The following is a 25,745-nucleotide window of genomic DNA, read 5'->3' as shown; positions in this document are numbered from 1 at the left end:
CTACCGGCGGATGAGACCGAGTTCGGTGGCGGCGGCGACGGCCGCGGTGCGCGACTCGACGCCGAGCTTGGTGTAGATCCGCGCCAGGTGCGACTTCACGGTGCCCTCGGTGAGATGAAGGCGCTCGCCGAGGGCCCGGTTGGACAGTCCTTCGGCGACCAGCGCGAGCACCTCGGTCTCGCGCCGGGTCAGGGAGATGCCGGGCGTGCGCAGCCGGGTCAGCAACCGGTCGGCGACGGCGGGCGCCAGCGCGCTCCGCCCCGCCGCCGCGGTCCGCACCGCCGCCGCCAGGTCCTCGGGTGGGGCGTCCTTGAGGAGGTACCCGGTCGCCCCGGCCTCGATGGCGGGCAGGGTGTCGGCATCGGTGTCGTAGGTCGTCACGATCACCACCCGAGGGGCTCCGGGCCGGGCGGTGATCGCCGCGGTGGCCTCGGCCCCGCTCATTCCCGTGCCGAACTGGAGGTCCAGCAACACGACGTCGATGTCGCCCTCGGCGGCGCGCGCCACGGCGGCTTCGGCGGTCGCGGCTTCGGCCACCACGAGGAAGCCGGGCTCGGTCGCCAGCACGGCACGAAGCCCAGCCCGCACGACCGGATGGTCGTCGGCCACCAGCAGGCGGATGGCGGTGCCGGTCTCGCTGTCGGTTTCGCTGCCGGTCACGGGCGCACCTCGGGCATGGAGTCGTCGGCATGGGCGCGGGGCAAGCGTGCGGTGAGCGCGGTGCCCCGGCCGGGGGCGGAGTCGAGCATGAGGGTTCCGCCGAGTGCCTCGACGCGGGCGCGCATGGCCGCGATCCCGAAGCCCCCGGACTCCGGGTCGGGGGCGGGAGTCTCGCCGGGCTCGAACCCGTGCCCGTCGTCGACGACGTCCACGGTGGCGTGCTCGCCGGAGTAGCCGAGAGTGACGTCGACCGTGGTGGCGTGCGCGTGGCGGACGGTGTTGGAGAGCGCGGACTGGGCGATGCGCAGCAGCGCGACCTCCTGCGCCGTCGGCAGCGGCACCGCCTCGCCCGCGAGCCGGAATCGAGCGGTGATCCGGTGGCGGGCGCTGGTGGTGGCACACAGGCGTTCCAGCGCGCCCGCCAGTGTGGTGCCCTCCAGCGACGGCGGCGCGAGCGCGGCGACGAAACGCCGGGCCTCGGCGAGACTGTCCACGGCGGCCTGACGCGCCTGGTCGACGTAGCGCGCCGCGTCGTCCGACGTCGCGGGCATCGCGCGTTCGGCGGCGCGCAACAGCAACTGGATGCTCGACAGGCCCTGCGCGAGCGTGTCGTGGATCTCGCGGGCGAGCCGTTCCCGTTCGGCGAGCACCCCGGCCGTGTGCTGAGCCGAGGCCAGATCGGCGCGGGTGGCGGTGAGTTCCTCGATCAGCCGCCTGCGCTGCTCGCTCTCCCGGTACAGCGCCTGGTAACCCCACACGACCGCGACCGCCACGGCGGCGCCGAGCACGGGCCCGAGCGCCATCGCGGCGGTGAACGAACTCTGGTGGGTGGCGAAACCACCGACGGCCGCCGCCGCCGTGAGCACGACGGAGGCCAGCCCCGCGCGGCGGGAGAGCAGATGGAGCTGGAGGAAGTACAGCGGGAACGCCAACCAGACCGCCTCGGCGGACAGCGCGAGCAACACCAGCCAGCTCACGCCCACCACGGCCAGCCACAGGGCGGCGGCCCGCCGTGAGCGAGCCACGCGCGGCAGCATCGGTCCCACCGCGTACGCCAGCCCGCAGATTGCGGCCACGGCCACGACCGCACCGGCGTCCGGCCGGTTATCGGCCACGGCCCGCCCGGCTGCCAGGACGAGCAGCCCGACAACGAGCAGGTGCAGGCACCAGGTGAGGGCCCTGGTGGGAGCGGCGCTGGGGTTCACGGTTCCCCCAGCCTACGGAACCCCGCCGTGGCGCCGCGTCTGTCGAAAGACACAACCGGCGCACCCACCTTTCGGATCGCGAAGAGCCCTCCGGGGACGGATGCCGCACGTGGGATCGGCGGCGAGGCTGGAGACACCGAACGACACAGTCGAAAGGCAGCCCACGTGTTCGTCGCCTGGAGAGACCTGAGATTCGCCAAGGGGCGCTTCGCCCTGATGGGCACGGTCATCGTGCTGATCACCCTGCTGGTCGGGCTGTTGTCCGGCCTGACCGCCGGGCTGGGCAGGCAGAACGTCTCCGCGATCACTTCCCTGCCCGCCGACCGGATCGCCTTCGGCGCCACAGGCGAGCTGTCGTACTCGAACTCCACCGTCACCGAGCCGCAGTGGCGGCAGTGGAGCACGGTGCCCGGCGTGACCGGGGCCGAACCGCTGGGCATCACCACCACCCGAGCCGACGCCGGGGACACGAAGGCCGCGGTGTCCGCCTTCGGGGTGCGGCCCGGCTCGCCGCTCGCGCCCGAAAGCCACCGGCTCGGCCACGACACCGTGGTGCTGTCGATCACGGCCGCCGACGAACTCGGCGTCGCGGCGGGAGGGAAGGTGACCCTCGCGGGAAAGCCGGCCACCGTCGCCGCCGTGCGTGGCGACGTCTCCTTCAGCCACACCCCGGTCATCTGGACCAGCCTCGGATTCTGGCAGGCGACCGCGCCCCCCACCGGCACGAGCGAGGGACCGAGGGCCACCGTCGTCGCGCTGACGACCTCCGGCACCTCCGCCGCCGACACCGAGGCCGCCGACCGGAGCCTGGGCACCACGACCGTGACGCTGGACGAGTCACGGTCGGCCATCGGTTCCTACACCGCCGAAAACGGCTCGCTGCAGCTGATGCGCGGATTCCTGTTCGCGATCTCCGCACTCGTCATCGGCGCCTTCTTCACCGTGTGGACGATCCAGCGCAGCGGCGACATCGCCGTGCTCAAGGCGCTCGGCGCCTCCACCCGTTCCCTGCTCAAGGACGCGCTGGGACAGGCGGTGGTGCTGCTGACCTGCGGCACGCTGCTCGGCACGGCCATCGCGGCCGGGCTCGGAGCGCTCATCGCCGGCACCGTCCCGTTCGTCCTCGACCCCGCCACCGTCCTCGTCCCCGCACTCGTGATGATCGCGCTCGGGGCACTCGGGGCGGCCCTGTCCCTCCGCCGCATCACCGCCGTCGACCCGCTGACCGCACTGGGGAGCGCACGATGAGCCTGTCCCTGCACGACGTCACCCTCACCTACCCCGACGGCGACGCGCGCCTGACCGCGCTCGACCGGGTCAGTCTCGATGTGCCCTCGGGCAGCATCACCGCCGTCGTCGGCCCCTCCGGATCGGGCAAGTCCAGCCTGCTCGCGGTCGCCGCCACGCTCATCACACCCGACGAGGGCAGCGTCACCGTCGACGGCACCGACCTCACCGGCCTGAGCCGCGGCCAGCTCACCGACCTGCGCCGCGCCACGGTGGGTATCGTCTTCCAGCAGCCCAATCTGCTGCCGTCACTCACCGCCGCCGAACAGCTCCAGGTGATGGCGCATCTCGACGGCCGCAGGCCGCGCACCGCCCGCAGACAGGCCCTCGACCTGCTCGACGCAGTCGGCCTCGCCGACTACGCGGGCAGGCGGCCCCACCAGCTCTCCGGCGGGCAACGCCAGCGCGTCAACGTCGCCCGAGCGCTGATGAACCACCCGACCGTGCTCGTGGTGGACGAACCGACCAGCGCACTCGACCACGAACGCGGCGCAGCCGTCCTGGACCTGATCGTCCGGCTGACCCACCAACAGGCGACCGCGACCGTGCTCGTGACCCACGACCGCACCCACCTGACGGCGGTCGATCAGGTGGCCGAACTGCATGACGGGCGCCTGCGCCTACCCCGCCACGACGAGTCGGCCCGTGCTTGAGCAGAGCTCTCAGAACCGTCGCCTCCTCAGCCGCGACGGCGTCACCGCCGATCGCCCGGGCTGGTTCTTCAGTCGGGCAGGGTGAACGCGGACAACGCCGCGCTGACACCTCGGGACAGCAGTCGGCCGCTCAGCCACCCCGGCAGCCGGGGCAGCAGCCGCAGCGACGCCTCGCTCACCGCGCGCTGCGTGGCCGAGCGGGGCACGCCGTTGCGCAGGGCACGGGGCGCCGCCTCGCGGCAGCGGCGCACGTAGTCCCCGATCCGGGCCTCGTAGTCGGCGAAGGCGGCGGCATGATCACCAGGCGCACTCGCCAGGCTGTGCGCGAGCACGTAGGCCGCCACCATGGCCAGCGTGGTCCCGCCGCCGACGGCCGGACCCGGCGAGTAACCCGCGTCGCCCACCAGCGTCACGCGGCCCTTCGACCACGACGGCAAATGCACCTGGCTGATCGAGTCCAGGTAGAAGTCGTCGGCGCCGGACATCTCGCGCAGCAGCCGGGGCACCTCCCAGCCCTCCACGGCGTATTCCTCCCGCACGAGCCGGAGCTGCGCCTCCCGGTCGCGATGGTGGGCAGCGGTCTCCCGCGCCCTGCGGAACAGCAGCACCGCCCTCGCCTGACCGGTCCGGTGGACCGGGTACAGAACGGCCATCCGGTTCACCCCGTTGTAGAGCAGGGTCCTGCCTTCGAGGCCGCGGTAGTCCGGCAGCGAGAACACGGCGAGATAGCCACCGAGGTAACGGGTGAACCGTCGCTCCGGACCGAAGGCGAGTTCGCGTATCCGGGAGTGCAGGCCGTCGGCGCCCACGACGAGAGCGAACCGCCGCCGGGTTCCGCTCTCGAACGTCACGTCCACGCCGGAGGTGTCCTCGGCGAGGGTGGCGACGGAGTCACCGAAGACGTACTCGACGTCGTCGCGCGTGGCGCGGTGCAGCAGCGTGGTCAGGTCACCCCGCATGACCTCGACGTGCCGGTCCGCACCGAGGGCGGGCACCAGCGTGTCGAGCCGGATCTCGGTGGCCCGGCGTCCGTCACGTTCGAGCACGAGCGTGCCGGTCCGCGTGCCGGACTCCCGCAACGCGGGCACGAGGCCCATCCGGTCGGCGACCGTCATGGCGGGAGCGAACAGATCGACCGCGTGCCCACCGAGGCCGACCCGGAGTTCGGGCGTGCGTTCCACCACGACGGGGCGGAAGCCTCGGCGGTGCAACCAGTAGGCCAGCACCGGCCCCGCCACGCTCGCACCCGAGATCAACACATCCATGATCCACCTCGTTTGTTTACTTACCGGAAGGTAAGCCAGCTTACTGCCCGGTCGGTCACCGCGCTAGGGTGAGCACCGTGGCCCGACCGAGAACGACCGAGACCCGCGAACGCATCCAGGCCGCGGCACTGGAACTGTTCCTGCGGCAGGGCGTGCGCCAGACGAGCCTGCGCGAGATCGCGGAGCAGCTGGGTCTCACCAAACCCGCGCTCTACTACCACTTCACCTCCCGCGACGACTTGGTGGCGAGCCTGCTGCGCCCGCTGGCCGAGGATGTGGAAGCGCTCATCGCCGAGGACGAGGCCACCGGCCCGGCATCTCCTCGCGACCTGCTCGGCCGCTATTTCGACCTCTCGCACCGGCACCGGGCGCTGACGGCACTGCTGGCACGGGATCTGGGCGCACTCGCCGAACTCGGTTTCGTCGAGCGGATCGTCGAGTGGCGCCGCCGCCTCACCGACCTGCTCGTCGGCCCCGATGCCGGGGTAGCCGACCGGGCCCGCGCGATCGTCGCGCTCGGCGGGCTCGGTGACTGCCTGGTGCTTCTCGCCGACACCCCGGTCGAGCGGCTGCGCCCCGCCGCGCTCGACGCCGCGTGCTCGGCACTGGGCCCGCTGGCCGACCGCCCGGCGTAGTACGCACCGGTCACCTTTTCCGCGCGCGAGTCGTCACCAGGGAGAACACCCATGGTTCCCGCGCGCAGGAGGTATCGATGACCAGGTGGACCGTACGCCGCAGCGGCGAAGGCGAGTACGCCGGATGAACCCCGTGGTCGAGACCGGGCTGCTCGTCGCCACCGTCCTCTGTGTCGTGGCCAACGCGTTCGAGGTCACCGCCAAGCTGTTCAAGGCCCGGTTCGTGCTGGAGAACTCGGCCGAGGTCGGGCTCGCGCCGCGATGGATTCCCCACCTCGCGCTCCTCGAAGGCGCCGGGGTGGTGGGACTGGTGATCGGCCTGCTGGGAGTCAGGCCGTTGGGACTGGCCGCCGCGGCCGGACTGGTGGCGTTCTTCGTCGGCGCCGTCGCCGTCCACATCCGGGCCCGGGTCCTGCACAACATCGCGTTCCCCGGGCTGTTCCTCGCCCTCGCGGTGGCCGCGCTCGCCCACTTCGCCTGGGCTCCGGCGTAACCGAGGGCCGGGGCGGGCGCCGATTCCCTACTCCCGTCGGTGTCGCTCCTGCCCCGGCCGCCCGCATGATCGAGACGCCCGGTGCCCCGGCCGAAAAGGAGCAACCCGTGCGTCGTCTCGCGGTGTCGTTCACCGTCGGTGTGGCCGCTGTCCTCACCGCAGCACTGGCCCAGCCCGCCGCCGCCTACCCGCCCAGCCCGCCGGGTGAGTCCGTCACCCGCGATCACCTCGCCCAGCTCACCGTGGCCGCCGAGGGGTCCATGGACGGCTACGACCGTGACCTGTTCCCGCACTGGTCGCCACACGAGGGCACCTGCGACACGCGGGAGAGCGTGCTCAAGCGCGACGGCTCCGGCGTCGCCGTGGACGGTTCCTGCCAGCCGACCAGCGGAAGCTGATACAGCGTCTACGACGCCCAGTGGGTCTCCGACTCCTCCGACGTCCACATCGACCACGTCGTCCCCCTTGCCGAGGCGTGGCGCACCGGAGCACGCGACTGGACCGAGAGCAGGCGTGAGGCGTTCGCCAACGACCTCGGCACCCAGCAGCTCATCGCCGTGTCCGGCTCCAGCAACATGTCCAAGGGCGACGACGGCCCCGAGCAGTGGCAACCGGACAACACCGGCTACCACTGCATGTACGCGCGATCGTGGGTCAACGTGAAGTACGAGTGGAACCTGACGGTCACCGGCGACGAGGTGACCACGCTGGAGAACATGCTGAGCACCTGCTGAACTCCGCGGCGGACGCGGCGCATTGTTCGGTAGTCACGCTTCATGTGCAGCCACCTGGCGCTCACGGGCAGTCAACGCTCACGACACGCGAGGATTTCCAAGCTTCCGGACGGGTTTTCCGAGGATCTGGCTGACGCGCTGAGGTGTCACCTCGAGTAGAGCCGCGATCTCGCGGCCGGCCAACCCATCGCGGTGCAACTTCTTCGCGAGTTCACGTTGTTGCGCAGCAGCTTCTCGCTGCATCAACGCCGCACGCTTGGTTCGCTCACGTGCGTCACGTATCTCCCTGGTCAACTCGGGGGCGAGTTCCGGGACGACATCGATCTCGAAGGCATGCTCATCGTCGAGATCCAGCGCGAAGGCGATGTACTCACGGGCGGTTGCCTCCGCGCTGGATAGGGAGCGAACCTGGGTAACGCCGACGCCCTCGATGTGGAGCTCCCAGCCACGTGCCCAGCGCTTGGCAGAAACGACGTAGGTGGTCACTGCAACCATCCTCTCGGCAGGCAGGCGAACTTCTTGATCACATCTCCAACGACACCAGGGGATACGACCTTGTGGTTCGGGACGATGGCAATGTGGCTTCCGCAGGGGCACAGCCACTTCTCGTGGCTACCCTTTGTTGACTTGTGCATGCAGTCGTGGTCGAGCAGCGCCCGCATCACGTCCCGATATCTCATCGATCTAACCACCATGGTTAATCTATCCCCTCTAGATGTCAATATCAAGAGGGGATAGACGCAGCGTGGATGGGCCTGACGGTCACCGGCGACGCGGTGACCGCGCTGGCGAACATGCTGAGCACCTGCTGAGCTCCGCGCCGGACGCGGCGCACGAGACTGTCGGAGTGGATCACTAGGTTCCCGGCATGACCGCACTCCGCTTGACCAAGGTGACGGCCGACAACGTGCGCGACGCCTGCAGGCTGACCGTGGCACCACACCAGCAGGAGCACGTGGCGCCGGTGGCCCAGTCGCTCGCCGAGGCCTACGCCCAGCCCGACGTCGCCTGGCCGCGGCTCATCTACGCCGACGACGAGCTGGTCGGGTTCGTGATGGGCTGCTTCGACCCGCACTGCCCGATCGAGTACTTCCGGTGCGGAATCTGGCGGCTCAACATCGCGGACGGCCAGCAGGGGAAGGGCTACGGGCGATTCGCCGTCGAGGCGGTGCTCGATGAGGCGCGGCGGCGCGGCTCCGACGCGGCGACCGTGTTCTGGGTGCCGGGCGAGCACGGTCCGGAACGGTTCTACCTCCGGCTCGGCTTCCGCCCGACCGGCCGTATCGTCGAGGGGCAGGTGCTGGGGCGGCTCGAACTGTGACGCGCACCGCCTCCCGGACACGGGCAGTAACCAACCGGTGGCGACTTCGTTGAGCTGTGACGACGGCATCGAGGCGGGAGAAGGACGCTGATGAGCTCATCCGTGGCCGGGCTGGTCGAGCAGGTGGTCGACACCGGCCGGTACCCGATCACCGAACCGGGAAGCGCCGCGTGGTCGGCCGCAGTCGAGCGGGTCCGGGCCGAGTTGGAGCACGACGGGTGCAGTGTGCTGCGCGACTTCGTGCGACCCTCCCGGCACGACGACCTGCGCCGGGAGGGTGTCGCCGTGGCACCGGAGGCCCACTACGACGTCGAGGTCGTCAACGCGTACAACATCGATCCCGGCACTCCCCTTCCGGACGACCACCCCGGCCGGATCGCGCTGGAGCGCCGCAACGCCTTCGTGGCGCGGGACCGCATTCCCGCCGACGCCCTCGTCCACCGCCTCTACACCGACCCGGACTTCCAGCGGTTCCTCGCGGCGTGTTGCGGCCTGCCCGAGATCCACGAGCTGGCCGATCCGCTCGCTGGACTGGTGCTCAACGTGGTCCGGCCCGGCATGGACCACCCGTGGCACTTCGACACCAACGAGTTCGCCGTGTCGCTGCTGACGCAGCAGGCCGAGTCGGGCGGGGTGTTCGAGTACTGCCCCGGTATCCGGTCGGCCGAGTCCGAGAACGTCGACGACGTCCGTGCCGTGCTCACCGGTGGTGGCGAGCACCTGATCCGGCGACTGCCGTTGCGCGTGGGCGACCTGCAATTGTTCCGGGGCCGGTTCTCGTTGCACCGCGTGACCCCGGTGGCGGGTGACACCGCCCGCCACACGGCGATCTTCGCCTACAGTGCCCGCCCCGGCGTGGTCGGCAGTGTGTCGCGCACCGCGCAACTGTTCGGCCGCGTCACCGACGCGCACCGGCTCGCCGAGGGCCAGGCCGTGCGCGGCGACACCCTGCTCGACTGATCATCCACTCCGCACGTCTTCGAGGAGCATCGTGACCGACACCCAGACCTCCCGCACGTTCGCCCACGAGGACCGGCTGCCGCGCGTGCCGCTGCCGAGCCTCGACGACACCTGCGCGCGTTTTCTGGAGTGGTGCGGCCCGCTGCTCGACGCCGACCAGCGGGCCGCCACCGAGTCCGCGGTCGCCGAGCTGCTGCGCCCGGACAGCACCGCGCGGGCCCTGCACCGCGAACTCGAACGCTACGACGCCTCCGACGGGGTGGAGAGCTGGCTCGACCAGTTCTGGCCGTCGCGCTACCTCGGCCGACGCGACCGCATCGCACTGAACGCGAACTTCTTCTTCCTGCTGGAGCCGTCGCCGCTGCCGCAGCTCACGCGCGCGGCGGAGCTGGTCGCGGCGGCCGTGGACTACAAGCGGCGGCTCGACGCGGAAGAAATCCCGCCCGTCGTCCAGCGGGGAAACCCGCTGTCGATGAAGCAGAACGCGTTCCTGTTCTCCACCACCCGCATCCCGGGTGAACACCAGGACACCGTCCGCGCCCCCTACAGCGCCGAGCACCCCGGCCCGTCTCCCGCACGGCACATCGTCGTGTTCCACCGGGGCTCCGCCTTCCGGGTTCAGGTGCTGACCGGCGACGGCGCCCCCGTCGCCCGTGCGGACATCGAGGCGGCGCTGGCGGAGATCACCAAATCCGCCGCCGACGAGCCGTCGGCCGCGGTGGGCCCGCTGACCACCAAGGCGCGGGCCCAGTGGGCGGCCAGCCGCGAGGCGCTCGCCGCGCTGCCCGGCAACGCCGACGCCCTCGACGTCGTGGAGACGGCCCTGTTGTGCCTGTGCCTCGACGACGTCACTCCCGCCGACACGCACGAGGCGTGCGACCTGCTCCTGCACGGCGACAGCCGCAACCGGTGGTTCGACAAGTCGGTGTCGTTCGTGGTGTTCGCCGACGGCACGGCGGGCCTCAACATCGAGCACTGCGGCCTGGACGGCACCACGGTGCTGTCCTTCGTCGACACGCTGGCGGCCACCGAGCTGCCCGCCGTGCCGGAGCGGGGACCCGCACCGGTCAGCCCCGTCGAGTTCACGCTGGACGACGCCCTGCGCGCCGACGCCCGTGCCGCCGAGGAGGCGTTCACCGACTACGCCGCCGCGAACGCCACCACCACCCTGTCGTTCGACGACCTCGGCTCCCGCCGCATCAAGGAACTCGGCCTCTCCCCCGACGCGTTCATGCAGCTCGCCTACCAACTCGCGCACCGCAGGGCCAAGGGCTTCGTCGGCGCGACCTACGAGTCCATCGCCACCCGGCAGTACCGCAACGGCCGCACGGAGGCGATGCGGGTCGTGACGCCGGAAATGGTGCGTTTCACCGAGGTCATGGACGACCCGGACGCCGACAGCACCGAGCGCCTCGCGGCGCTGCGGGCCGCGGCCGACCGGCACGTGGCACGCGCCAAGCAGTGCCAGGCCGGGCAGGCACCCGAACAGCACCTGTGGGAGCTGGAACTCGTCCAGCGCAGGCGGGGCGCCGAACTCGGGCTGACCGAACCGCTGGCGCTCAACGACATCCCGGGCTGGTCGGTGATGCGCGACGACTACCTGAGCACCAGCTCCGCGCCGTCGGAGCACATCCAGTACTTCGGCTTCGGCTCCACCAGCAGCCACTGCATCGGGGTCGCCTACGTGCTGCTGCCCGGCCACGTGAACCTGTACCTGAGCACGCCGCGCCCCGTGGCCGACCAGCTGCACTCCTTCGCCGAGCACCTCACCACGGCGCTGTACGAGCTGGAGGACCTGCTGCTCACCGACGGCTGAATGGGCGGTCTTCGACGGCGGCGGGATCTCGAGGCCGTTGGACTTCAGCCTGCGTAGCTATCGCCGATCACAACAGCCCAGAGTCGCAGCCGCGCGACATCGTCCACGACGCTCGGGTGAGCCCGTCGGGCTCCTCAGCCCCGCCACGGCGGCAGGTCGTGCAGGAATCCCGGCGCCGGGTCGGTGGCGGTTTCGCGCAGTCGCCGTGCCACGCCGTCGGCCGCCGCCCGCAGCTCCGGGACCAGCCGCGCCAGCTCCGCGCGAACGGAATTGACGGAGTGGACGACCACGCCGATCGCCCCCGGCGGCTCGGTGCCCTCCGCCGGGATCGGCACGGCCACGGAGCAGGAGCCCAGCGTCATCTCCTCGTGGGTCGTGGCGTAGCCGCGCCGCGCCGTCGCCCGCAGGTCCCGCAGCAACCGCCCGCGTTCGACGATCGTGTGGCGCGTGCAGGCGACCAGTGGCCGGGCCAGCACCTCGCGCACCACCGACGGATCGGCGTAGGCCAGTAGCGCCTTGCCGACGCCGGTGGCGTGCAACGGCAGCCGGGTGCCGATCCGCGAGACGATCGGCACCGACCGGTGACCGGACAGCTTCTCGACGTAGAGCGCGTGGTGGCCGTCGCGCACGGCGAGGTGGATGTTCTCGCGCGTGGTCTCGTAGAGGTCCTGCAGGAACGGCAGCGCGACCTCGCGCAGCCTGCCCGACACGGGGGCCAGCGATCCGATCTCCCACAGCCGCAGGCCGATCCGGTAGTCACCGGACTCGTCGCGATGCAGCGCCCCGACCTCCGTGAGCTGCGCCGCGAGCCGGTGCACCGTGGCGGGAGGCAGGTCGGCCCGCCGCGCCAGCTCGGTGAGCGACAGCCTCGGGTGCGCCACGTCGAACGCGCCCAGCACCGCGAACAGGCGCCGGGTCACCGAGTCGCCCTGCCGGTTCGTGTTGCCCGCCATCATCCGAGCCTAGCCCGGTCACTTCCACTGAGTGGAAAGCAAGTCTGGCGTCGAGCGCGCCGAGCGCCTTGGGTGGGCGCATGAGAACGCGAGTCGGGATCGTGGGCGCGGGTCCGGCGGGGTTGCTGCTGTCGCTGTTGCTGGCCGAGCACGGCATCGACTCGGTGATCGTCGAGACGCGCTCCCGCGCCGCCATCGAGGAGACCATCCGGGCCGGAGTGCTGGAGCACGGCACCGTGGAGACCTTGCGGCAGTACGGCGTGGGCGACCGCGCGCTGGCCGAGGGCGCGCGGCACGACGGCATCGAACTGCGGTTCGGCGGCCAGGGCCACCGCATCGACTTCGCGAACCTCGTCGGCCGGTCGGTGTGGCTGTATCCGCAGCACGACGTGCTGAAGGACCTGATCGCCGCCCGGCTGGCGGCCGGGGCCGACATCCGGTTCGAGTGCGGCGACGTCGCGCTGCGCGACGTCACGAGCGATCGGCCCGTCATCGCGTTCACCGAGGCGGACGGCACCGCGGTGGAGCTGGAGTGCGACGTCGTCGCCGGATGCGACGGCTCGGCCGGGATCAGCAGGCACACGATCCCGGACGCCGCGCGCACCGACTACTTCCGCACCTACCCGTTCGGGTGGTTCGGGGTGCTCGTGGAGGCCCCGCCCTCGGCACCCGAGCTGATCTACGCCCATTCCGAACGCGGCTTCGCTCTGGTCAGTACCCGCACCCCCACGGTGCAGCGCCTGTACTTCCAGTGCGACCCCGACGAGGACGCCGCGGCCTGGAGCGACGACCGGATCTGGGCCGAGCTCCAGGCGCGGGTGGCCGGCGACGGGTTCAGCCTCGCGGAAGGCCCGATCTTCCAGCGCGGCGTGATCCCCATGCGCAGCTACGTGTGCGAGCCGATGCGGTACGGGCGGCTGTTCCTCGCGGGCGACGCCGCCCACACCGTGCCACCGACGGGCGCCAAGGGACTGAACCTCGCCGTCGCCGACGTGCTCGTCCTGGCCCGCGCGCTGGACTCGTACTACGCCACCGGTTCGACCGCGCTGCTCGACTCCTACAGCGACGTGGCCTCCCGCCGGGTCTGGCGCGCCCAGCACTTCTCGTGGTGGATGACGTCGATGCTGCACACCGATCCGGCGGGCAGCGCCTTCGACGTGCGGCGCCAGCTCGGCGAGCTCGAATCGGTCACCGGCAGCACCGCGGGCTCCACCTATCTCGCCGAGGCGTACACGGGGTGGCCGGTCGAGTTCTGACCCGACTCCCCGGTAGTCGCGGCGCGGCGTGCGACGATGGCGGCGTGACCGCCGAGCAACCCGCGCCCGAGGCCGCTGCACCGCAGGAGCCCGAGCCACCGCTGACTCTGTATCTGGTGAAGCGGCTGGAGCTTGTGGTGCGTGCCCTGCTGGACGACGCACTGCGCCCGCACGGCCTGACCACCCTGCAGTACACCGCGCTGAGTGTGTTGCGCAGGCGCGGGGGCCTGTCGTCCGCCCAGCTGGCGCGGAGGTCGTTCCTGCGCCCGCAGACGATGCACGAGATGGTGGTCACTCTGGAGCAGCGGGGGCTCATCAGCCGGGAGCGCGACCCCGGCAACCGGCGCATCCTGCTGGCCCGGCTCACCGACCGGGGTGACACGCTGCTCGACACGTGCGAGCCACTCGTCCTGGCGCTCGAGGAGCACCTGCTGGCTCCGCTGGACGCGCGGCAGCGCGACGAGTTCCGCGCGACGCTGGGCACCGGCATCGACGCGCTGAGCGAACTCCACCGCGAGCTGGAGCACAACGGCGGATAGGGCCAGGCCCCAGCGTCCAGCGGTTCAGTGCGTCAGTGCCCGTACCGGTCGCGGATCGCTGACTTGCGCAGCTTGCCCGATCCCGTGGTGGGCAGCTCCTCGGCGAGAACGACGTCGCGGGGCACCTTGTAGGCGGCCAGCCGCGAGCGGAGCCACTCCCGCAGCTGCGCGGGGTCGGGCTCGGCGCCGTCGGCAGGCACCACGACCGCCCTGCCGACCTCGCCCCACACGGCGTCGGGCACCCCGATCACCGCGCAGGCCGCGACGTCGGGGTGCTCGTGCAGTACGTTCTCCACCTCGGCGGGGTACACGTTCTCGCCGCCGGAGATGAACATGTCCTTGAGGCGGTCGACGACGTAGAGGTAACCGCCCTCGTCCACCGTGGCGACGTCACCGGAGTGGAACCACCCGTCGCGGACCGCCCGCGCGGTCTCCTCCGGCGCCTCCCAGTAGCCCGCCATGAGGTTCGGGCCACTGACGACGACCTCACCGCGCTCACCCGGCGCCACGTCACGCCCGTCGGGCGAGACCACGCGGACGTCGGTGAAGAACGACGGCACGCCGGCCGAACCGGCTTTCGCCTGCGCGTGTGCGCGGTCGAGGATCGTCACCCCGGGTGCGGCCTCCGTCATCCCGTAGCCCTGCACGAAACTCAGGCCCCGGTCGAGGTAGCGGCGGATGGTCGCGGTGGGCACGGGCGCTCCCCCGCAACTGAGCGTACGCAGGCTCGACAGATCGGCCGAGTCCCAGTGCGGGTGCGCCGCCAGGGCGTCGAACATCCGGGGGACGCCGAACATCCACGTGACCCGGTGGCGTTCGACGGCGGCCAGCACCTCCGCCGGGTCGAACTGGTCGTGCAACACGACGGCGCCACCCTTGAGCAGGGTCGGCAGGCAGCTCATTCCCAGTGCGGCGGCGTGGAACAGTGGCGCGACCACGAGCGTCACCTCGTCGGTGGCGACGTCGCTCTCCACGAGCACGTTGACGCAGTTCCAGGTCAGGTTGCCGTGGGTGAGCGTCACGCCCTTCGGCGCTCCGGTACTGCCGGAGGTGTAGAGGAGGACGGCCGGGTCGTCGAGCACGACCGGTTCGTCAGGGCGCTCCTGGACCGGGCCGCGTTCGCGTGCGGGAGCACCGTCGAGCACGGTCAGGTTCGCGGCGGACGCGAGCCGCGTGCCCCGGTCCGCGTGCTCGGGGGCGTGGTCGAGAAACCGGGCACCGCAATGAGCAAGGATGCGGGCCAGCTCCGGTTCGCTGAGGCGGACGTTGAGCGGGACGAACACCGCACCGAGCAGTCCGGCGGCGAACAGGCACTCGAGGAAGGCGGGCCGGTTCGGCCCGAGGTGAGCCACCCGGTCGCCGGCCCGCACGCCGCGTTCCCGCCAGTGCCGCGCCAGCCGGGCCACCTGCGTGTCCAGCTCCGCGTACGTGAGCACGGTGTCCGCGAACCGCACGGCCGTGGCCCGCGGAGTCATCCGCGCGCGGCGCGCGGGCCACGTTCCCACACCCTGATTGCGCATGATCGTCACGCCCTCCGGTGTTCTCGCGCGCTCACGGGGCCGGGTCGAAGGCACCGAGGCCGGGGCGATAGGACTTGTCGTCCAGGAACTGGGTGAGTCCCTGGGCGCGAGCGCCCGCGGCGTCGGCGAACTGCGACTGCTCCAGCTTGGCGTAGAGGTAGTCCTCGGCCTGGTCCCACGGCATGTCCCGCGCCAGCTTGTAGCCCAGTTTGGCGGCGTGCAGCACGACGCGGTTGGTCGCCGCGAGCTTGAGCGCCACCTCGCGCGTGCGCTCGCGCAACCGCTCGGCCGGCAGCGCCTCGTTCACCAGCCGCAGTTCCGCCGCCCTGCGGCCGTCGAAGCGCTCGCCCGTCATGATGTAGTACAGCGCGTCGCGCTGGCTGATCGTGGCCGCGAGCGCGCGCGTCACCACCCCGCCTGGCGGGATACCCCAGTTCACTTCGGACAGCCCGAACTGCGCGTCCTCGTCCGCGAAGGCGAGGTCGCAGGCCACCAGCGGTGTGAACGCCCCACCGAAGCACCAGCCGTTGACCATCGCGATGGTCGGTTTGCTCCAGCGTGACAGCCGCTTCCACTGCCACTCCGCGCTGGCCCGGCGCACGCGGAGCTGCACCGTGTAGTCGCCGGTCTTGTCGACCTCCCGGAAGTACTCCTTGAGGTCCATACCCGCGGAGAACGCGTCGCCCGCGCCCGTCAGCACGAGCACCCGGCAGCGGTCGTCGCCCTCCAGATGGTCGAGCACACGCACCATCTCGTCGTTGAGCGCGGGATTCATCGCGTTGCGCTTACCGGGACGGTTGAGTGACACCCACGCGATGCCCTCGTCGAACTCCACCCGCACGGTGTCGCCCCACGGCTGCTCGTCGACTCCCACGATCCCCTCCTATTCATCAGGATTGCTGATTAATAGTAGGCAGGGAACAGTGGACCGCGTCAACACTCAGCCGTGAATCGGTCGTCGGGGCGCACGGTCACCAGCACGACCACGACCGTCCACACGAGATTGAGCGCACCACGCCGTCGCTGTGGGCACTCGCGCGCTGACCGCCTCCGTGTCCTGCGGACACGGCTACGCGAGCTGCGGACACGGCTACACGGCAGCTCGGGCACCGAAGCGGTGAAGACCACCGTCCGCCGCGTCCGCAGCGAAGGTGGCCTTCACCGCACCCCCGGTGAAGGCGGCCGGCATCAGTCGCCGCGCGCCCACGCCTTCCGCAGGGCGACCCTGCCGCCCGTCAGCAGCAGCGCCCCCGCGTAGAGCCGGGAGGCCAGCAGCACCATGACCACCACCGCGGCGGCGAGCACACCGAGCGAGGCCAGTCCCTCCCACACCTGGGCGTCGCCGGTGAACATCCGTACCGGCATGGCCACCGCGGCCGAGAACGGGACGTACGACAGCACCGTCATCATCGCCGCGTTGTCCGACTGCGTGAGTACGAGGAAGTACGGAGCCATGATCACGAGCATCACCACGCTCATGCTCGCGCTCAGGTCCTCCTGCCTGCTGACGAGCGAACCCGCGACCGCCCACAACGAGGCGAGCAGCAGGAAGCCCAGGCACATGAACGGCACGAACCAGCCCAGCGCGGGCGCGACCACCGACAACAGATCCCCGTGGTCGCCGAGTTGCAGCGCGATCGGCGCGGCGATCGCCACCACCAGGACCTGACCGACGGTCAGCAACGCGTGACCGACGATCTTCCCGGCGAGCAGCGCCCGTACCGGCACCGTGGCGACGAGGATCTCGACGATGCGCGTCTGCTTCTCCGTGACGGTGCTCTGCGCGATGGCGACGCCACCCATCCCGAACATCACGAACAGCAGCGCGAACACCATCACGACCAGCATGCGCTGCCCCTGGCCGACGTCGGAGGTCTGCAGGATGTCGACCGGCGGCACCGTGCCGAGCGCGGCGACCAGCTCGGCGGGTGGTTCGGTCAGCGCCACCACGCGCACGCCCGTGGCCGACTCTCCGGTGGTGTCGGGCACGACCGCCGCGTCCACCTGCTCGCTGCGGACCAGCTCCGTGGCCGCGGCGGTGTCCTCCGCGGGCACCAGCTCGGCGTCGAACTGTTCCAGTACCGCGCTCGACTGCGCCCCGACCACGGCGACGTCGGTGCTGCCGCTGAACACCTTCGGCAGGATGGAGGCCGCGAACAACCCGACGACGATCAGGCCGAGCCCGACCCAGAACCCCTTCGTCCGGACGAAGCTCATGATCTCCCGCTCGGCCACGAGCCGCGTGGCCGCCGCGAACGAGGCCGCACCGCCGGTGCCGCCACCGTCACCCTCGGTGCGATTCTGCCGTTCCTCGGTGGTGACGCTCATCAGATGACCTCCTTGAAGATCTCGTCCAGCGTGGGCAGGACGGGCGCGAAGCTGCGCACGGGCCCGCGGTCGAGCGCGGCCCGCAGCACGTCCTGGTCGCCGGGGCCCGCCGGGTCGAGCTCGAACACCGCTCGCGCTCCGTCCAGGTCCAGCAGGCGCACACCGGACATGTCGCGCAGCCAGCCCGCGTCACCGTCGACCAGCAGCTCGTAGCGCGTGCCGCCGTGCCGTACCCGAAGTTCCTCGCGGTCGCCGTTCGCCGCGATCGCGCCGCCCGAAATGATCACCAGGTCGTCGCAGAGTCGCTCCACGATGGCGAGCTGGTGGCTGGAGAACAACACGGGCACACCCGAGGCGGCCCGCTCCCGCAGCACCCCCAGCACCGTCTCGACCGCGATCGGGTCGAGCCCCGAGAACGGTTCGTCGAGGATCAGCAGCACCGGGTCGTGTACCAGGGCGGCCGCCACCTGCACACGCTGCTGGTTACCGAGCGACAACTGCTCCAGCCGGTCGTTCGCCCGCTCCCCCAGGCCGAGCTGGTCGAGCAGCCGCTCGGTGTTGCGGCGCGCCGTCGCACGGTCGAGCCCGTGCAGCTGACCGAGCCAGGCCACCTGCTCGGCGATCTTCATCTTCGGGTAGAGGCCCCGCTCTTCCGGCATGTAGCCGAAACGCTGGCGCAGCGACTGGGTCACCTGCTGGCCGTTCCACGACACCGAACCCCCGTGTGCGGCGAGTACGCCGAGGATGATCCGCATCGCGGTGGTCTTGCCCGCGCCGTTGGCGCCGAGAAAGCCGGTCATGCGGCCGGGCCGGACGTCGAACGACACGTCGTCGAGCACCCGGAGATCGCCGAACCGGCGGCTGATCCCTGTCACTGTCAACATGCGCGACAGTCAAGCAGTGCGGGGACGCGGCGTCGTCCGGCCCCGGAACGATCAACGGGTCATCCTCACGGGGGACACGGCGCCGTCACGCTCCGCCAGGAGTCACGATCCCGTTCTCGTAGGCGAACACGACGGCGTGCGTGCGATCCCGGAGATTCAGTTTCGTGAGCACCCGGGAGACGTGGGTCTTCACGGTGGTCTCGCCCAGGAAGAGTTCCTGCGCGATCTCGGCGTTGCTCGCGCCCGTCGCGAGCAGGGACAGCACCTCGAACTCGCGATCCGTGAGATCGGCAGGCCTGCGCACCGGCGTGGCCCGCGACGGGGTCGAGAAGCGTGCGATCACCCGGCGGGTGACCTCCGGCGACAGCAGAGCGTCACCGCGCGCGACGATGCGTACGGACTCCAGGAGGTGCTCGGGGGAGGCGTTCTTCAACAGGAACCCGCTCGCCCCTGCCTGCAGCGCCTCGAAGAGGTAGTCCTCGCGGTCGAACGTCGTGAGGATGATGACCTTCGTCGGATGGTCCGGCCCCGAAGCACCCAGCAGTCGCCGGGTGGCCTCCAGCCCGTCGAGGCGAGGCATCTGCACGTCCATCAGCACCACGTCGGCGCGCAGGCGGGTCGCCAGGTCCACGGCCTCCCAGCCGTCGTCGGCCTCGCCGACCACCTCGATCCCCTCGCCGGACGAGAGGATGACGCGGAATCCCGCGCGCACGAGGGCCTGGTCGTCGGCGAGCACCACCCGCAACGTGGCCTCGGCACCCGTCACCTCGCCACTCCCGTCACCGCTCGGCGCTACCCGCCGGGTGCGGAAAGCGCGCGCGCACACGGTACCCCGCGTCGCGACGCGGCCCGGTCTCCAGTTCCCCACCGTGGACGGCGACCCGTTCGCGCATCCCGAGCAGGCCCAGGCCGGATCCGGGTTCGCGGCCGGGCCCGGACGGTCCCCGGCCGTCGTCGGTGACGTCCACCTCGATGCCCGTGCCGAGGTAGCGCAAGCGGACCTCGACCGTGCGCGCCGCGGCGTGTTTCACCGCGTTCGTCAGTGCCTCCTGCACCACCCGGTAGACCGAGAGCGCGACCCCCTCCGACACCCGATACGGCTCGCCGAAGACAGCGAAGGTGGCGGCCAGCTCGGGCGAGGCCGCCCGCTCCACGAGTTCGGGCAGTTGGTCCAGCCCCGGTGACGCCACGTGTTCGGCACCGTCGCTGCCCGCCGCTCGGTCGCGGTCGACGGGCTCGGCCCGCAGCACCCCCAGCAGGCCCCGCAGCTCGCCGATGGCGGTCCGCGCCGTGGTCTCCACCGTGTCGAGCGCCGTGCGTGCCAGGTCGATGTCCGTGTCCAGCACCCGGCGTGCCGCACCCGCCTGGATGCCCATCACCGACACGTGGTGAGCCACGACGTCGTGCAGGTCGCGGGCGATGCGCACACGCTCCGACACGAGCGCGCCGCGCGTGTTCTCCTCCTGAGACCGCCGCAGCTGGTCCGCGCGGTACTCCAGCTCGGCCTCCCGCCGCGCCGCGAGCCACGCCATCTCACCGAAGAAGTACGCGGACAGGAAGAACATCAGATTGAACCCGAGGTTGTAGAGCACCGCCGACAGCACCGGGTCCAGCGGACCTCCCACCGCCGGGAACTGCCCTGGATCGAGCAGCAGGGCCGCGAGCGCGACGCCGAGCCAGCAGAACATGGCCACGATGACGCCGACCCGTGCCCACCGCGCCACGACACGGCTGCGTTCCCACGCTCCCACGCTGTAGATGGCGAGAAACAGCGCGAGGGACGGCACGAAGTTGTCGCCGATCTGGTGGGCCTGCGCCAGGATGAACAGCGCGCCGACCGCGAACAGCACTACCAGCGGGAACCGGCGGCGGACCACCAGCGGTGCCGTGACGGCCGCGCCCCACAGCAGTTGCTCACCGAGCGACGGGGCGGTACCGAACGCCAGCGCGCCCATGCTGTTGACCACCACGATGGTGAACAGAGCACCCGCCATCACCCCGAGTGCCACCCAGGCGTCGTTGCGCCGCTGCCTCGCGGTGGGACGGGGCCGCCGCCACCGGGACCAGTCCGGCTCGTCGTCGTTCACCTGCGCCACACGGGTGAACGTAACAGGGGGCCGGACAGGAACCCGGCTCAGCGGTGCTGCGGTGTCTGCGGTGCCTGCGGTGCCGCGGTGAAGGCCGCCGCCGTCAGATCGCCGCATTCCCGCACCAGCCGTCCCCCGTACACGGGGGGCCGCACGATCTCCAGCATCAGGCAGAACCGGCTGTCGACCCCGTAACGCGACACCAGCGCGGGATAGTTGTCCGACAGGTACCGGGCGGCCGCGCGGTTGGTGACCGCGGTCTGCCCGCACACCACGAACAGCGGCCTGCCGCCCCTGCCCCCTCCGGGAACCTTCGCGAGCAGGACGTACTCCGCCTCCCTCGGCGTCCTGGTGAAAACCCGCTCCCCCACCCGCAGAGTCAGCGCGACACCCACGTCGGCGTAGCGATCCATCGACACCCCGGGCAGGAACGTGGCCAGATGCGCCGCCATCCGCGTGTTCGCGTCAGGCCCTCCGACGCAGAACTCCGTCGCGGTGGTGGCGTCGCCGTCGAACAGCGCGTTCTGGCCCTGCACCTTCAGCACGACGGCGGCGCCGCACTCCCGCGCGATCGCCGCCAGCTCGACGACGGCGGCGACGTCGAGCTGGTTCACGCTGTGCGGGGACGGCGACGCGGCGTGCCGGGGCACCACGATCACGCATTCGGCTCCCCCTTCGAGCCCGAAGAACCGTCGGCGTCGCGCCTGGCGCCGCCTGCGCCGAACCAGCTGGAAAACCCACACCGCCGTTCCGGCGATCACGCTCGCCAGCAGATTGATCGCGAGATCGTCGATACCCGACACCCACCGCACCTCCTGCCTTTCGTCGATCACCGTAGCGGTCGGCCGCGACGCCCCGGCGCGATCACCGCCGAGGTGGGTGGGCTTGTCGATCAACGCTGCGGCTACGAACGGTAGTCGCCACCTTCGTCGGTGTCGGCGTTCTCACGCACCGTGCCACCGTCGGATCGACCCTGTTCGACGCGGCGCACAGAGAGGTCGGGGAATGCGTACTCGAACTGGACGGTGGCTCGCGGGCTCGCTCGCGATCGTCGTCGCGGCGGTGGGGGCACCCGCGGCGGCTGCGGCGCCTCCCGCCGACTACTACTCCGGAACCGAGGGACTGACAGGCGAGGCGCTCAAGGACGCGCTTCACGACATCATCGACGACGCCGAGAGACTGTCCTACGACCAGGTGTGGGACGGGCTTCGGGCCACCGACGAGGACCCTGGCGACCCGGGCAGCGTCGTGCTGCTCTACAGCGGGCAGTCGCGGTCGAAGAACTCCAACGGCGGCATGGTCGGCGACTGGAACCGGGAGCACGTCTGGGCCAAGTCACACGGTGACTTCGGCACCTCGGGGCCCGGCACCGACCTGCACCACCTGCGTCCCACGGACGTGCAGGTGAACAGCATCCGCGGCAACAAGGACTTCGACACCGGTGGCAGTGCCGTCGACGGCGCACCGGGCAACTACACCGACGACGACTCGTTCGAGCCTCGCGACGAGGTCAAGGGCGACGTCGCACGGATGATCCTCTACATGGCCGTACGTTACGAGGGGGACGACGGCTACGCCGATCTCGAACTCAACGACCAGGTCAACAACAACTCCGCGCCGTACCACGGCCGGGTGTCCGTGCTACTCGACTGGCACGACGCCGATCCCGTCGACGACGCCGAGCGGCGCCGCAACGACGTCGTCTACGAACAGTTCCAGCACAACCGCAACCCGTTCATCGACCACCCGGAGTGGGCGGCGGAAATCTTCGGCTGACCGCAGCCCGGCAACCGTGTCCGCAGCTCCCGTAGCCGTGTCCGCAGCTCCCGTAGCCGTGTCCGCATCGTGCGGTGCGGACTCGGCTACGCAGGCTGCGGACACGGCGCGTCACCGTGGAGCCAGGCGGCGCCGTCGCGCGTGCCGGGGCGCGGGTCTCGCCCCCGGCAGCAGCGTGACGCGGCGACGGGCCGCCAGGTCCTCGGCCCAGCCGAACAGGAACACCGCTGTGGCGGTCAGCAACACCGCCACAGCGAGGTGCTCCGGTACCGAGTAGTCACCCCACCAGAGCACGATCGGGGCCGCGAGGAAGATCGCCACGTTGTGCCACAGGTACACGGTGACGGCCCTGGCGTTGAGCACGGTGACGAGGCGGTCCAGTGCGGGCACGCGCCCGAGCCAGTGCAGCGAGGGTGACAGCCGCAGCAGGACGAGGACGAAGCCGGCGCTGACGAGGGCCTGTCCCAGCGGGATCTCGTTGAGGTCGTAGGAGCCCCACGACGGGTGTGTCGCGGCCCACCAGAGCCCGAGGGCCACCGAGGTCGCGGCGAGGCCACCGAGCACGGCGACGCGCGTGCGGGCCAGCCAGCCGTCCCGGTGCGCGAAGCCGAGTACCCAGCAGGCCCCGAACGTCGCGAAGTCGAGCACACCCTGGCCGACGTCACCGGCCTCGGCCAGTGGCGAGCCGAGCACCGCGTCGGCTCCGACGAGCGCGAGCGGTGCCAGCACCGTCAGCAGCGGACGGCGGCGGAACAACCGCAACAGCAACGGCGTGAGCAACACGAACCACAGGTAGGCGCGCACGTACCACAGGACGATCGCCGCGTCCCTTCCGAGCGCCCAGTCGCTGTGCGGCGGGTCGAGCACCGGGAAGATCCACAGGGCCAGCTCCGGCCACCGCAGCGTGTCGCTGGCCCAGCTCTCCTCGGTCGCCGTGCTCCACCCGGTGACCAGCATGAGCGGCACCATGATCACGGCGAGCACCCACAACGGCGGCAGCAGCCGCACGATCCGGCTGCCGACGACGTCCACCGCGGGCCGCGTGCCGAGTGACCGGGCGGTGAGCGAGCCGCCGACGGCGAACATGACGCCCATCGCGGGAAACGCCATGCTCAACCACGGCCAGCCCACGGTGTGGTAGAGCAGCACGCGTCCGAGCGCGGCCGCCCGGAGGACGTCGAGCCATCGCTCCCGCACCGCGTGCACAGGCCGCCGCGGCCCGCGCACGTCCTCGTCGCCGGGCGGCGTTCTGGGGGCGGGCACCGCCGCGGCCGGTTCCCGGGACGCGGGCACTCCCGCCGCACCGGCCCGGCGCATGTACTGCCAGCGCACCCGCACCCCCGAGGCCGCGGCGGCGAGCGACTGCACCAGCACGACGTACATCAACTGCCGGTAGACCAGCTGCTGCGCGGGCAACAGCCACAGCACCGTTCTGCGCTCGCCGTCCAGGCGGAACGCATACGCTGCCACGAGCGCCTGTGCCCCCAGCATGCCCAGCCACAGCGCCACCGTGGTCCAGGGATCGAGGAACACCAGGCCGTACAGCAGGAAGACGTCGATCACGGGCGCGATGAGGGGCAGCAGGATCTGGAACGACACCACGTGCAGGAGCCCGAACCGGCCCACCCGGCCCGCCGCGCCACGCGACACGATGGCCCTGCGGTGTTTCCACACCGCCTGCATGGTGCCGAACGTCCAGCGGAACCGTTGTTGCCACAGTTGACGCACCGAGGTGGGAGCTTCGGTCCAGGTCACCGCCTTCTCCTGGAACACCGTGCGCCAGCCCGCCCTGCCGAGAGCGATCGTGAGGTCCGTGTCCTCGGCCAGCGTCTGCGCACTGAGCCCGCCCGCCTCCAGCAGGGCCGCACGCCGGAACGCCCCACCCGCACCGGGCACCGTCGGCATCGAGCGCAGCACGTCGTGAACACGGCGATCGACGTTGAACCCCACCACGTACTCGATGTGCTGCAGGCGGGCGAGCAGCGACTCCCGGTTGGCGATCTTCACGTTGCCGGAGACGGCTCCCACCTCGGGGTCGCCGAACGGCTGCACCAGCTCGTGGACCGTGGTGGGTTCCAGGACGGTGTCGCCGTCGACCATGACGACGAGGTCGTGGCTGGCCGCGGCGATCCCCGCGTTGAGCGCGGCGGCCTTGCCTCCGTTCGCCCGGCGCAGCACCCTGACCTGCGGCAGCTCCAGGCCCTCCACGATGTCGGCGGTGCCGTCCGTGGAACCGTCGTCGACGACGATCACCTCGACGCGGTGGGTGCTCGCGACGGCCGAGCGCACGGTGGCCTCGATACCCGCGGCCTCGTTGTACGCGGGCACGATCACCGAAACGGGCTCGGTGACCGGCGGGCCCCAGCGAGGCCGGGGATCGGCTCGCCGGGCCGCGTGCCTGCGCGCCACCACGACGAGCAGCAGCAGCCGCAGCAGGGTCAGCACACCGACCGCGACCAGCACCCACTTCAGCACCGCGACGACGGCGATCGCTCCCGTGACGAGCACCACCAGGGCGGAACCCGACGCCCGATCGCCCGGAGCGGCGGGCGTGGCCCGCTCGGTGCCCAGGACGTCGGTGACGGTGCTGAACCGGTACCCCTGTTCCTTCAACCGGGGGATGAGGACGTCCAGCGCGGCGACGGTCTGCGCGCGGTCGCCACCCGCGTCGTGCAGCAGCACCACGCCACCGTCCTCGCCCGAAGGCGTGGAGTTCCGCACGATGGCCTCGACGCCGGGGCGCTTCCAGTCGGCGCTGTCGATGTCGCTGAACACGCTGACGTAGCCGAGTTCCCCCGCCCTGCGCACCACGTCGTAGGCGGGATTGTCGAGAGCTTCCACTGTGGACGAATACGGCGGCCGGAACAGTCGCGTGGTGACGCCGGCGGCCCCGGCCAGAACGAGTTGCGTCTGGTCCAGCTCCCGTTCGACCCGCCAGGGCGTGACCTGCGCCAGGTCGGGATGTGTGAACGTGTGGACTCCGAGCTCGGAACCGGACTCGTGAATCCTGCTCACCAGGTCCGGGTGCCGCGCGGCCATCGAGCCGACCACGAAGAACGTGGCCGGCACGTCGTGCTTCGCCAGGACGTCCAGCACCTTCGGAGTCCACACCGGATCGGGGCCGTCGTCGAAGGTCAGTGCCAGGGTGCGGGGCGGCATGGCCGTGGACGCCGCCGAGTCATCATCGGCGTGCACGAGCGAGCCCCCGTTCAGCAAACCGGGCGGGACCTCCGACTGACTCTCGAAGTCCCGCGCCGGCTCGGCGTCGTTGCCCACTTCGGACATGGCCCACCCCGCCACCAGCAGCACCAGGACGAACAGCAGTCCGAGCACCCCCGCGACGATCCATGAGCCCCGCACCCGCATCATGGCA

23 protein-coding genes and 1 pseudogene are annotated in these 25,745 nt (G+C 71.1%); 11 read left to right on the top strand and 13 right to left on the bottom strand.

Translation table 11 applies throughout. The annotated features are described in order from the left end of the window. Together FFT09_RS15740 and FFT09_RS15735 are read right to left on the bottom strand one after the other, a co-directional pair. Positions 1–660, bottom strand: coding sequence for a response regulator (locus FFT09_RS15740; RefSeq protein ID WP_024877723.1), 660 nt, complete (start codon positions 658–660; stop codon positions 1–3). Then, positions 657–1,865: a sensor histidine kinase gene (locus FFT09_RS15735; RefSeq protein WP_138383117.1), complete on the bottom strand. Its 1,209-nt coding sequence runs from the start codon at positions 1,863–1,865 to the stop codon at positions 657–659. The genes FFT09_RS15740 and FFT09_RS15735 overlap by 4 nt, the downstream gene beginning before the upstream one ends. Positions 1,866–2,030: 165 nt before the next feature. On the opposite strand from FFT09_RS15735, the gene FFT09_RS15730 reads away from it, so the two are divergent. Together FFT09_RS15730 and FFT09_RS15725 are read left to right on the top strand one after the other, a co-directional pair. Beyond that, positions 2,031–3,113, top strand: coding sequence for an ABC transporter permease (locus FFT09_RS15730; protein ID WP_138383116.1), 1,083 nt, complete (start codon positions 2,031–2,033; stop codon positions 3,111–3,113). Beyond that, positions 3,110–3,805, top strand: coding sequence for an ABC transporter ATP-binding protein (locus tag FFT09_RS15725; protein ID WP_138383115.1), 696 nt, complete (start codon positions 3,110–3,112; stop codon positions 3,803–3,805). Before FFT09_RS15730 ends, FFT09_RS15725 begins: the two co-directional genes overlap by 4 nt. A gap of 68 nt (positions 3,806–3,873) precedes the next feature. On the opposite strand, the gene FFT09_RS15720 is transcribed toward FFT09_RS15725, so the two are convergent. Continuing rightward, positions 3,874–5,070, bottom strand: coding sequence for an FAD-dependent monooxygenase (locus FFT09_RS15720; protein WP_138383114.1), 1,197 nt, complete (start codon positions 5,068–5,070; stop codon positions 3,874–3,876). Between the two features lie 77 nt (positions 5,071–5,147). Between FFT09_RS15720 and FFT09_RS15715 the strand changes: the two genes are divergently transcribed. The 3 genes and pseudogenes from FFT09_RS15715 to FFT09_RS15705 all read left to right on the top strand — a co-directional run bounded on the left by FFT09_RS15715 (position 5,148) and on the right by FFT09_RS15705 (position 6,932). Next, entirely contained in the window at positions 5,148–5,705 is a 558-nt protein-coding gene (locus FFT09_RS15715) for a TetR/AcrR family transcriptional regulator (RefSeq protein ID WP_138383113.1), read from the top strand. A 124-nt stretch (positions 5,706–5,829) separates the two neighbouring features. Continuing rightward, entirely contained in the window at positions 5,830–6,198 is a 369-nt protein-coding gene (locus FFT09_RS15710; protein ID WP_138383112.1) for a DoxX family protein, read from the top strand. 107 nt (positions 6,199–6,305) lie between these two features. Continuing rightward, positions 6,306–6,932, top strand: a pseudogene (locus FFT09_RS15705) (HNH endonuclease family protein). A 78-nt stretch (positions 6,933–7,010) separates the two neighbouring features. Here FFT09_RS15705 and FFT09_RS15700 read toward each other — a convergent pair. Then, on the bottom strand, positions 7,011–7,418 hold the full coding sequence (locus FFT09_RS15700) for a hypothetical protein (protein ID WP_244231378.1): 408 nt from the start codon (positions 7,416–7,418) through the stop codon (positions 7,011–7,013). 382 nt (positions 7,419–7,800) lie between these two features. Here FFT09_RS15700 and FFT09_RS15690 point away from each other — a divergent pair, with 382 nt between their 5' ends. The 3 genes from FFT09_RS15690 (at position 7,801) to FFT09_RS15680 (ending at position 11,029) form a co-directional block, all read left to right on the top strand. After that, positions 7,801–8,253, top strand: coding sequence for a GNAT family N-acetyltransferase (locus tag FFT09_RS15690; protein WP_138383109.1), 453 nt, complete (start codon positions 7,801–7,803; stop codon positions 8,251–8,253). 90 nt (positions 8,254–8,343) lie between these two features. Further along, positions 8,344–9,213 (top strand): HalD/BesD family halogenase, encoded by an 870-nt coding sequence (locus tag FFT09_RS15685; protein ID WP_138383108.1) that lies wholly within the window; start codon positions 8,344–8,346, stop codon positions 9,211–9,213. Between the two features lie 31 nt (positions 9,214–9,244). Further along, complete coding sequence (locus FFT09_RS15680) at positions 9,245–11,029, top strand: choline/carnitine O-acyltransferase (protein WP_138383107.1); 1,785 nt, start codon at positions 9,245–9,247, stop codon at positions 11,027–11,029. 134 nt (positions 11,030–11,163) lie between these two features. On the opposite strand, the gene FFT09_RS15675 is transcribed toward FFT09_RS15680, so the two are convergent. Next, positions 11,164–11,982 (bottom strand): IclR family transcriptional regulator, encoded by an 819-nt coding sequence (locus FFT09_RS15675; protein ID WP_081192182.1) that lies wholly within the window; start codon positions 11,980–11,982, stop codon positions 11,164–11,166. A gap of 80 nt (positions 11,983–12,062) precedes the next feature. On the opposite strand from FFT09_RS15675, the gene FFT09_RS15670 reads away from it, so the two are divergent. Next, on the top strand, positions 12,063–13,238 hold the full coding sequence (locus tag FFT09_RS15670) for a 4-hydroxybenzoate 3-monooxygenase (protein ID WP_138383106.1): 1,176 nt from the start codon (positions 12,063–12,065) through the stop codon (positions 13,236–13,238). A gap of 44 nt (positions 13,239–13,282) precedes the next feature. Continuing rightward, complete coding sequence (locus tag FFT09_RS15665; protein WP_138383105.1) at positions 13,283–13,777, top strand: MarR family winged helix-turn-helix transcriptional regulator; 495 nt, start codon at positions 13,283–13,285, stop codon at positions 13,775–13,777. Positions 13,778–13,809: 32 nt separating this feature from the next. Here the strand turns inward: FFT09_RS15665 and FFT09_RS15660 are convergent, their stop codons facing one another. The 7 genes from FFT09_RS15660 to FFT09_RS15630 all read right to left on the bottom strand — a co-directional run bounded on the left by FFT09_RS15660 (position 13,810) and on the right by FFT09_RS15630 (position 21,492). Further along, the gene (locus FFT09_RS15660) at positions 13,810–15,297 is read right to left on the bottom strand and encodes an acyl-CoA synthetase (RefSeq protein WP_138383104.1); all 1,488 of its coding nucleotides are present in this window, start codon (positions 15,295–15,297) and stop codon (positions 13,810–13,812) included. Positions 15,298–15,328: 31 nt separating this feature from the next. Continuing rightward, complete coding sequence (locus FFT09_RS15655; protein ID WP_081191163.1) at positions 15,329–16,171, bottom strand: p-hydroxycinnamoyl CoA hydratase/lyase; 843 nt, start codon at positions 16,169–16,171, stop codon at positions 15,329–15,331. 314 nt (positions 16,172–16,485) lie between these two features. Beyond that, on the bottom strand, positions 16,486–17,625 hold the full coding sequence (locus tag FFT09_RS15650) for an ABC transporter permease (RefSeq protein WP_081191164.1): 1,140 nt from the start codon (positions 17,623–17,625) through the stop codon (positions 16,486–16,488). After that, positions 17,625–18,509, bottom strand: a complete 885-nt coding sequence (locus FFT09_RS15645) for an ABC transporter ATP-binding protein (RefSeq protein WP_081191165.1) — start codon at positions 18,507–18,509, stop codon at positions 17,625–17,627. Before FFT09_RS15645 ends, FFT09_RS15650 begins: the two co-directional genes overlap by 1 nt. Positions 18,510–18,594: 85 nt before the next feature. After that, positions 18,595–19,275, bottom strand: a complete 681-nt coding sequence (locus tag FFT09_RS15640; RefSeq protein WP_081191166.1) for a response regulator — start codon at positions 19,273–19,275, stop codon at positions 18,595–18,597. A gap of 13 nt (positions 19,276–19,288) precedes the next feature. Continuing rightward, the gene (locus tag FFT09_RS15635) at positions 19,289–20,605 is read right to left on the bottom strand and encodes a sensor histidine kinase (RefSeq protein ID WP_244231377.1); all 1,317 of its coding nucleotides are present in this window, start codon (positions 20,603–20,605) and stop codon (positions 19,289–19,291) included. 38 nt (positions 20,606–20,643) lie between these two features. Then, entirely contained in the window at positions 20,644–21,492 is an 849-nt protein-coding gene (locus FFT09_RS15630) for a hypothetical protein (RefSeq protein ID WP_425273059.1), read from the bottom strand. A 109-nt stretch (positions 21,493–21,601) separates the two neighbouring features. On the opposite strand from FFT09_RS15630, the gene FFT09_RS15625 reads away from it, so the two are divergent. Next, positions 21,602–22,372 carry an endonuclease I family protein gene (locus FFT09_RS15625; RefSeq protein ID WP_138383101.1) on the top strand — a complete coding sequence of 257 codons (771 nt, stop codon included), beginning with the start codon at positions 21,602–21,604 and terminating at the stop codon, positions 22,370–22,372. Between the two features lie 111 nt (positions 22,373–22,483). Here FFT09_RS15625 and FFT09_RS15620 read toward each other — a convergent pair whose 3' ends face one another. Next, a complete protein-coding gene (locus FFT09_RS15620) occupies positions 22,484–25,738 on the bottom strand; it encodes a glycosyltransferase (protein WP_138383233.1) in 3,255 nt (1,084 codons plus the stop codon). Positions 25,739–25,745 lie beyond the last annotated feature (7 nt).

Source organism: Saccharomonospora piscinae, from assembly GCF_005862235.1.
Classification (GTDB): domain Bacteria; phylum Actinomycetota; class Actinomycetes; order Mycobacteriales; family Pseudonocardiaceae; genus Saccharomonospora; species Saccharomonospora piscinae.
Note: the sequence above shows the minus strand (reverse complement) of the source record. Positions and strands in the feature narration are given on the sequence as shown.

What these genes read in the sequence shown, in the direction of transcription:
- FFT09_RS15725 (WP_138383115.1), top strand. Translation starts at nt 3,110, where the DNA reads ATGAGCCTGTCCCTGCACGACGTCACCCTCACCTACCCCGACGGCGAC.
- FFT09_RS15720 (WP_138383114.1), bottom strand. Translation starts at nt 5,070, where the DNA reads ATGGATGTGTTGATCTCGGGTGCGAGCGTGGCGGGGCCGGTGCTGGCC.
- FFT09_RS15710 (WP_138383112.1), top strand. Translation starts at nt 5,830, where the DNA reads ATGAACCCCGTGGTCGAGACCGGGCTGCTCGTCGCCACCGTCCTCTGT.
- FFT09_RS15690 (WP_138383109.1), top strand. Translation starts at nt 7,801, where the DNA reads ATGACCGCACTCCGCTTGACCAAGGTGACGGCCGACAACGTGCGCGAC.
- FFT09_RS15685 (WP_138383108.1), top strand. Translation starts at nt 8,344, where the DNA reads ATGAGCTCATCCGTGGCCGGGCTGGTCGAGCAGGTGGTCGACACCGGC.
- FFT09_RS15675 (WP_081192182.1), bottom strand. Translation starts at nt 11,982, where the DNA reads ATGGCGGGCAACACGAACCGGCAGGGCGACTCGGTGACCCGGCGCCTG.
- FFT09_RS15670 (WP_138383106.1), top strand. Translation starts at nt 12,063, where the DNA reads ATGAGAACGCGAGTCGGGATCGTGGGCGCGGGTCCGGCGGGGTTGCTG.
- FFT09_RS15660 (WP_138383104.1), bottom strand. Translation starts at nt 15,297, where the DNA reads ATGCGCAATCAGGGTGTGGGAACGTGGCCCGCGCGCCGCGCGCGGATG.
- FFT09_RS15650 (WP_081191164.1), bottom strand. Translation starts at nt 17,625, where the DNA reads ATGAGCGTCACCACCGAGGAACGGCAGAATCGCACCGAGGGTGACGGT.
- FFT09_RS15645 (WP_081191165.1), bottom strand. Translation starts at nt 18,509, where the DNA reads ATGTTGACAGTGACAGGGATCAGCCGCCGGTTCGGCGATCTCCGGGTG.
- FFT09_RS15625 (WP_138383101.1), top strand. Translation starts at nt 21,602, where the DNA reads ATGCGTACTCGAACTGGACGGTGGCTCGCGGGCTCGCTCGCGATCGTC.
- FFT09_RS15620 (WP_138383233.1), bottom strand. Translation starts at nt 25,738, where the DNA reads ATGCGGGTGCGGGGCTCATGGATCGTCGCGGGGGTGCTCGGACTGCTG.